A 6,748-nucleotide genomic window follows, 5' to 3' on the forward strand; every position below is an offset into this window, starting at 1 on the left:
AAGACAACCAGCAATCTTTTCGTATCACAGCGATTTACGGCATTAAGCATTCAGAATCGGACGCCGGTGGCAGAATCCCCACCACAATTCCAAGAAAGGAACTTGATCTTTGTATCAATGATATCGGGGGTTTACCACCAAAACCTCAAGATAGTATTGTGGTCCTCTCTCCTAAAAACAGCAAAGCGCCCTCTTCTCAAGAGCACTTCGTGATCACAGATGTCCAAGCCTCTGAATCCGGTATGTATAAACTTATCTTGCGTAACGAATCTCCACCTAACAAGCAATTTTGATTATGTTTCTAATGTACAGAAGGGGAATAAAATATCCCCCTTCTGCTTTTTTTCTCATTCACTCAATGGAATACGCCAAGCCTTTCGCCCATAGTGTTTTGCGTAAAGTTTTTGACCTGTATAAGGACATCTACGCCATGTGCGAAAAACGTAGGTTTTACTTTCTTTAAACTTCTGTGTATTATACATGGAAGTTCCTTTTAAGGTGAATTGACCTAGACAGGAGACATTTACAATGATACAATTCCGCATGTTGTTACAGGTTGCATCTTGTTGTTTCCTGTCTGGTTTTACGTTAGCGAACCATAACCTAACGTAAACTTTTTATGGGTTTGAGCTGCAACTCAAACCCTTTTTATTCTGATTTAATATTTAATGTTTTCATTCTAACCTTTGCTGCTTGTAATGAAACTTTATAGCACTTAGCGACCTCTTCTGGAGTCTTAAATTTGGGCATACCTGAACGTGGCATTAAAAGTTCAGCGGCAAACTGATCAGCTTGCCGTTCTGAACTGCGATAAGCAGGTATTTCATGAGAATCAATTACGCGTTGTAAGGGTAAATTTGTATGTAAAAAGAGGTGAGCAAATTCATGAGCAACTGTAAATCTTGCACGACCATTACCATCGTACGCATCTCTATAAATATCTTCTCTTAAAACGATGAACTTACCTTGTGGATCAGTTAAACCACCCACATTTCCAAGTTCTTTCTTATCTGCGATACGTAAATGAAAATCTAGCTTCATATTAGGCAAAATGTGTTCAATAAACTCCATTACTGGAAAATATTGGACATCTGACAATTGTAATCCCATTCGAAATAAACCAGCTAAATAACTAATTTTGTGCCAACTACGAGGAGGAACTTCATAATCAATGCTTTTATACACCTTCTATTTACCTTCTTTTTCTTTTATCTGTTTCAATAATTTTTTCATTTTTTCTATATTTTCTGGAGAAATGTTATCTATAACTCTAGCAAACATACCAACAAGTTCACCTGTGGATAAATTAGAAGACTTTATTGTAAAACTCTTACGGCAGGAATCAGCCTCTTTTCTTAAGAGAGAAGCCATATCTTGATCTAAATCGTATAATTCTATGATCTTTTCTTCCATACCAACAGGCACAGATTTTTTGCCAATCTCGACAGAAGATAAAAACGCTACAGATATGCCTAATTTATCAGCCATATCTAAAAGGCGTTCTGCACGATCAATACGGAGTTTTCGTATGGTTTTACCAAATGGTGTAAGCATCAAATAGAACTCCAAAGGACGGATAATTAATCTTAACAGATTAAATATATTTTATCTTAAGGTATAAATCAACTCTTTTTTTTTACAATAATTACAAATTGCCAATAGCAAAAATTTAAAAATTATCGAAAGTGACTTGACATTATAGTAGGAGTATGAATAATCGAATCAGGTGCCTCAAAAACACCTTAAATACCAAGCGGGCGAGCTACCGAGATAGTTTATTTTCCGCACATTAAAGGCTTTGACTCATTGTATGTTACACGCATATAATGATATTGTCGGGTGTGGTTACGCTATACAATACCCTTGCGGGAAAAGCGTAACGACGGACTTGGTACCGTGTTTTTGAGCACCCGGCACTTTTTAAAGGGTGTCAATCAAAAACGTCTATTACCAAGGAGTTCACTATGAACACTCTTATAGAAATTAAAGAACGGGTTATTGATCAGGAAACTGTTCAAACTGTTAAGGCGCGTGATTTGCATGCGTTTTTGGAAATAAAGTCTGAATTTAGAAATTGGATTAAAAATCGCGTTAAAGAATGTAAATTTCAGGAAAATATAAACTTTATAACTGCGGTAAATTTTTACCGGGGTGGAAAGGTAAAAGAATACCACATTACGTTAGACATGGCTAAACATCTTTCGATGATAGAGCGTAATGATAAAGGGCATGAAGCACGTCAATACTTTATCAAATGTGAACGACTTTTGAAACAAGCAGCAACACCACAGATAGCTGCATCACAAGTTGACTACTCTAAACCCGAGGCATTACTTGGTGTCTTGAACCATTTACAAAGTCAAATTGAGCAGAAAGATCATGTTATTGCAGAATTAGCACCAAAAGCAGAAGCTTTGGAAGGTTTAAAGCGCTCTGATGGGTTGTTTGGTCTTATTGAAGCAGCGAAGATGCTTGAAGTACGACCTAAGGATTTATTGGATTACTTGCGTAAACATGATTGGGTGTATCGACGAGCTCCAGGGGCGCCTCTATTACCTTATCAGGATAAGATCAAGAAAGGATTCATGGACTGTCCTGCTATCACCATTCAAAGACCGGATGGTACAGAAAAGGTGCTCCCTTCAACAAAAATCACACCAAAAGGATTGGCATGTTTGAGAGAACAAATCCATGGAGGTGTACAATGAACACCAGTATCGACTTCTTATGCGATTTATGGATAGCTTTATATCAGTTTTCTAATGATGAAAATATTAATGAAAAAGAGTGTACAGCTCTGATTAACATCATGAGTTTGGTAGAAAAAGCTTTGATTTTCAAACTTCAAGATGAGGTGCCAAATATACTTAAAATCTTAACAGTTCTAACAGATTTTGGCGATTCAGAGTTTCCTACAGTTATGTTACCTTTATTGCGAGCTTACGAATCAGATTTAGAGAGCCCCATTAAAAAGGTTGCTTAATTTAAAAAATAGAACTCCCCTTCCCGTTCTTAAAATGGGGAGGGGGTTAATTCCGATGACTTTTTCGTAAATCCTGTTCAATCAGATGCCTAACATAGCGTGTATAAGGGATAGCTTGATTTTTAGCTTTTTCCTTTAAAGCCTTCATAAGCGCTTGAGGCAAGCGAATATTCATAGACGCTTCTTTAGGTAAGAACTCAAAATGAACGGGTTTAAAACCAGTTAAGTCATAATCTGTAAGATCTGCAGTATCAACAAAGTTTTCTGCTTCTTCATCCGTCTTAAAAACGGGCATTTGTTTTAATTTAGAGGTTTTCATAAAAATTAAATTTCTTTTGATGTGTATAGAATTTTAAAAGATTCAAAGTTTAGAAGAAATGTATCTGTTTAAACTCACACCATTTTCAGCGGCTTGTATTGCAAGTTTTCTATGGAGTTCTGGTGGTATTCTTAATTGAAACTTACCACTGTATTTACCATGTGACAAAGGCACAGGAACTTCTTCTCCATTATGTTGCATGTCCTCCACAACTTCTGAAACAAGGTCCATAATGCCTTTTAAAGCTTTCTCTGCTTGAGCATCTAACCATGAAAGGGATGGGAATTCTGCACACAATCCGACATATTCCTCATCTTCTTGCGACCACAAAACACGATATGTATAATGATTATTGTTCATGTTTCATCCTTTCTATCGCTTGTAAGACTTGTTTGACTTGATAAGCTTTTGCTTTGTTACCAGAATCTTTTTGAATATTCACACGTGGGTCACCAAGCCACGGGGTTTTAAAAACAAAATGACTTGAACCATTGTTCCGTGGTTCTCCAAAGAAATAGACACATACAGCCAACAAATCTGAAAACTTAATGTTCTTTGGTGATGCTTTCATCAAGCTAATTATTTTTTCAACTTTATTGTTCATAACCAATAATAGTATCATTATTAATCCTAGTCAATCATTTTATACACTTAATTGGACAGGAGTCCCCATGCATCCCCGCGAGACGATAAGAGAAACATTTGTTGCGTTGATCAAAGCAGCAAAGACGGCTGCTGGTGACAATGTTTTCAATATGCGTGACTTCAACTTTTCCGTTGAGAACACGCCTGCAATTAATATCTCAACACAAAGTGAAACGATTGAAGATGGCTATGATTATGGAGTAAGGCGGCGTATTTTAACGCTAGATGTTGAATGTTATGCGACATGTGAAGATGGTGCACGCTTTGTTGACCAACTAGCATGGGAAATTGAAGAGATTTTCTATGCCAATCCCAATCTTAACAATACCGTTGAGACATGCCGCCTGCAAAATATTGCTTTTGCCTTTGGCGATAATGGCGCCTTAGCGCTCCATGGTGCAATTCTAACCTTTGAAGTCATTTATGTGACAAATATCCCCAACATGGATGAAGAAGACGGCAGTGTAACAGCAAGAATCGTTGAACCTTTCTTAAGCTTTGAACCAGAAACAGGCGTGAGAAATAAAGATAAATACCATAAAATCGAGGTTACTCATGTTAGAGCGGCGCGATAAAGAAATCACAGATCTAAAGAGACGTGTGGCCAATATGGTTGTGGTGGGTAAGATTAGCCATGTCGACCATAAAAACGCACGCTATCGGATAAAAAGTGGCAATCTTGTCAGTGACTGGATTCCAGACACACAAGCCCGCGCCGGTAAAACACGCTCTTATGAAGGGCGCGATGTTGGAGAGCAAGTGATTGTTGTTTCATCATCAGGGGATTTATCACAAGGGGTGATTGTGGGTTCCATTCATACAGATGCTAATCAAGCAGCCGATAAGGGCAGCATTCACCGAACGATATACCCTGATGGCACCAGCATTGAATATGATGATGAACAAAATACTTATGGAATTCACATCAAATCCGGCGGAAAATTTATCCTGACAATCGCTGATGGTGTGTCACTAAAAGGTGATGGTGGCAAGCTAGAGCTTACCGCACCGGAAGGCATAAAGATTGTTTCAGAAAGCGATATAAATTTAAACGCAAAAGGCGGCATCTCTTTGAAGGCTGGTGATGGCATTTCACTGAATTCGAATGATAGTCTCTCTCTTCATTCTGGGAATAATGTTTCCATTCACTCAAGTGGATTAAGACATAACGGCACCAATGTAGGAGCAACCCATGTTCATGGCGGTGTTTATTCTGGTGGCGCGATGACTGGAGGTCCCAATTGAACAGTGGAATGGACCGTACAACAGGAAAGCCATTAACCGGAATTGATCATTTGCGCCAATCAATCCTTGACATTTTGTCAACGCGGATTGGTTCGCGTGTAATGCGGCGTGATTATGGTTCACGTGTTGCTGAACTCATTGATGCACCGGTTAATAATGCTTTTGCTGTTGCCCTTTATGCCGCTGTTGCTGAGGCTTTAGACAAATGGGAACCGCGTTTTAAATTGAAAAAAATCGATTTTAAAATGGTTGATGCTGGACAAGTTTCTTTGTCCTTTGAAGGCATTTATTTGCCATCCGGCAAGCCCATTACCATGGAAGGATTATTGATAAAATGAATGGAGTGCTTGCAAAACCCGAAATCATCACAGAACTTTCTTTTGAAGAAATACGCGCTGCTGCTCTTGCCCATTTAAAAGAACTTTTACCCGAATATACATTTTTGGAAAGTGATCCAGCCGTAAAAGTCATAGAGGCTTTTAGCTATCGAGAGTTGCTTTTAAGACAGCGTATTAACGAAGCGGCACGCAACAACATTCTTGATTTTGCAACCGGTGAATCTCTTGACGCTTTGGGAAACTGGCATGGTCTTGCCCGCATGGAAGGGGAAAGTGACGAGAGATATCGTGAACGCATAGAGCTTCATGCCCGTGGTGGTAATGGGAGCGGGACAGAGCCCTATTACAAGCTTATAGCCTTAACAGCAGATAGTCGTGTTAAGGATGCGATTGTTTACCGTAAAGGCAAAGACCCAACCATCTATGTTGCTCTTTTTGGTAATAATGAAGAAGGAACGGCATCTGAAGATCTCATACAAACAGTCTCAGAAGTTCTTCACAGAAAAAATATCATCATGACCAATGATACAATCATTGTTCACGCTGCTGTCAAAAAAGTGCTGGATTTAGAAGCAGATGTTTGGCTGTTACCAGAAACATCTTTGAAAATTCTTACAACAATGAAAACAAATTTAAGAACAGCATGGCAACAAGAACAAGCCATTGGTCGTGAATTAAGTTTATCGTGGTGGATTTCAAAACTAATGATTTCTGGTGTCCAAAAAGTCATTGCCATTACCCCAACACAAGACAGTATGGTGTGTGATGAAGAAATTTTATCGATTGGAAAAATCACCTTAAACTTTAAGGGGTATGCCCGCTAATGGTTGGTTCCCTCCTTCCCACAAACGCGACAGAATTTGAAAAGCGCCTTGCCGATGCTTGCGATTTTCATCAAGATATTGATGGTTCTGTTTTGGGGATTTCACGCGCAAAACTGATCACACGCCCTCCCCGTTTCTTGCCGTGGTTGATTGAAGAATACGGGCTTGGTGAACTGACACCTTATGTTCCAAACCTCTATGATTTGATTGATCAAGGGCTTCAATGGCAGAGGATACGTGGCTCCCTTGCGGCAATAGAGATAGGGCTTGAATGGCTAGAGATTACAGCACGCTTTCAACCCGCCTGGACGGGGCGCGCATGGTGGAATTCCTTTCAACTTGATTTTGATCAGTTGCCTGAACGCAAAAGCCTTGAAGCCATTGAAGCGATTAC

14 protein-coding genes are annotated in these 6,748 nt (G+C 39.2%); 8 read left to right on the top strand and 6 right to left on the bottom strand.

Features of this window, described 5'->3' with window-relative positions; translation table 11 throughout:
* Positions 1 to 293: hypothetical protein (locus ACFIJZ_RS08895; protein WP_375631748.1), on the top strand; the 293-nt coding region annotated here is incomplete at its 5' end.
* Between the two features lie 54 nt (positions 294 to 347).
* Here the strand turns inward: ACFIJZ_RS08895 and ACFIJZ_RS08900 are convergent.
* The 3 genes from ACFIJZ_RS08900 to ACFIJZ_RS08910 all read right to left on the bottom strand — a co-directional run bounded on the left by ACFIJZ_RS08900 (position 348) and on the right by ACFIJZ_RS08910 (position 1,554).
* Positions 348 to 482 (bottom strand): hypothetical protein, encoded by a 135-nt coding sequence (locus ACFIJZ_RS08900; RefSeq protein ID WP_375631750.1) that lies wholly within the window; start codon positions 480 to 482, stop codon positions 348 to 350.
* A 166-nt stretch (positions 483 to 648) separates the two neighbouring features.
* Positions 649 to 1,185 carry an ImmA/IrrE family metallo-endopeptidase gene (locus ACFIJZ_RS08905; protein WP_375631752.1) on the bottom strand — a complete coding sequence of 179 codons (537 nt, stop codon included), beginning with the start codon at positions 1,183 to 1,185 and terminating at the stop codon, positions 649 to 651.
* A gap of 3 nt (positions 1,186 to 1,188) precedes the next feature.
* On the bottom strand, positions 1,189 to 1,554 hold the full coding sequence (locus ACFIJZ_RS08910; RefSeq protein ID WP_004858800.1) for a helix-turn-helix domain-containing protein: 366 nt from the start codon (positions 1,552 to 1,554) through the stop codon (positions 1,189 to 1,191).
* Positions 1,555 to 1,964: 410 nt separating this feature from the next.
* Between ACFIJZ_RS08910 and ACFIJZ_RS08915 the strand changes: the two genes are divergently transcribed.
* A complete protein-coding gene (locus tag ACFIJZ_RS08915) occupies positions 1,965 to 2,708 on the top strand; it encodes an antA/AntB antirepressor family protein (RefSeq protein ID WP_375631754.1) in 744 nt (247 codons plus the stop codon).
* On the top strand, positions 2,705 to 2,983 hold the full coding sequence (locus tag ACFIJZ_RS08920; RefSeq protein WP_375631756.1) for a hypothetical protein: 279 nt from the start codon (positions 2,705 to 2,707) through the stop codon (positions 2,981 to 2,983). Before ACFIJZ_RS08915 ends, ACFIJZ_RS08920 begins: the two co-directional genes overlap by 4 nt.
* 46 nt (positions 2,984 to 3,029) lie before the next feature.
* Here the strand turns inward: ACFIJZ_RS08920 and ACFIJZ_RS08925 are convergent, their stop codons facing one another.
* The 3 genes from ACFIJZ_RS08925 to ACFIJZ_RS08935 are packed head-to-tail and all read right to left on the bottom strand — an operon-like array spanning position 3,030 to position 3,924.
* Entirely contained in the window at positions 3,030 to 3,302 is a 273-nt protein-coding gene (locus ACFIJZ_RS08925; protein WP_375631758.1) for a CopG family antitoxin, read from the bottom strand.
* Positions 3,303 to 3,344: 42 nt separating this feature from the next.
* Positions 3,345 to 3,662 carry a type II toxin-antitoxin system HicB family antitoxin gene (locus ACFIJZ_RS08930; RefSeq protein ID WP_004856761.1) on the bottom strand — a complete coding sequence of 106 codons (318 nt, stop codon included), beginning with the start codon at positions 3,660 to 3,662 and terminating at the stop codon, positions 3,345 to 3,347.
* Entirely contained in the window at positions 3,652 to 3,924 is a 273-nt protein-coding gene (locus ACFIJZ_RS08935) for a toxin HicA (RefSeq protein WP_375613891.1), read from the bottom strand. The genes ACFIJZ_RS08930 and ACFIJZ_RS08935 overlap by 11 nt, the downstream gene beginning before the upstream one ends.
* A gap of 49 nt (positions 3,925 to 3,973) precedes the next feature.
* Between ACFIJZ_RS08935 and ACFIJZ_RS08940 the strand changes: the two genes are divergently transcribed.
* From ACFIJZ_RS08940 to ACFIJZ_RS08960, 5 genes are all read left to right on the top strand, one after another.
* Positions 3,974 to 4,522, top strand: a complete 549-nt coding sequence (locus ACFIJZ_RS08940) for a hypothetical protein (RefSeq protein ID WP_375631760.1) — start codon at positions 3,974 to 3,976, stop codon at positions 4,520 to 4,522.
* Positions 4,503 to 5,192, top strand: a complete 690-nt coding sequence (locus ACFIJZ_RS08945; protein WP_375631761.1) for a phage baseplate assembly protein V — start codon at positions 4,503 to 4,505, stop codon at positions 5,190 to 5,192. The genes ACFIJZ_RS08940 and ACFIJZ_RS08945 overlap by 20 nt, the downstream gene beginning before the upstream one ends.
* Positions 5,189 to 5,530, top strand: a complete 342-nt coding sequence (locus tag ACFIJZ_RS08950; RefSeq protein ID WP_004856773.1) for a GPW/gp25 family protein — start codon at positions 5,189 to 5,191, stop codon at positions 5,528 to 5,530. The genes ACFIJZ_RS08945 and ACFIJZ_RS08950 overlap by 4 nt, the downstream gene beginning before the upstream one ends.
* A complete protein-coding gene (locus ACFIJZ_RS08955) occupies positions 5,527 to 6,354 on the top strand; it encodes a baseplate J/gp47 family protein (RefSeq protein ID WP_375631763.1) in 828 nt (275 codons plus the stop codon). The genes ACFIJZ_RS08950 and ACFIJZ_RS08955 overlap by 4 nt, the downstream gene beginning before the upstream one ends.
* On the top strand, positions 6,354 to 6,748 hold a 395-nt coding region (locus ACFIJZ_RS08960; protein ID WP_375631765.1), incomplete at its 3' end, for a phage tail protein. The genes ACFIJZ_RS08955 and ACFIJZ_RS08960, both read left to right, overlap by 1 nt.

This window comes from Bartonella sp. CL70QHWL (assembly GCF_042194855.1).
Lineage (GTDB): Bacteria > Pseudomonadota > Alphaproteobacteria > Rhizobiales > Rhizobiaceae > Bartonella.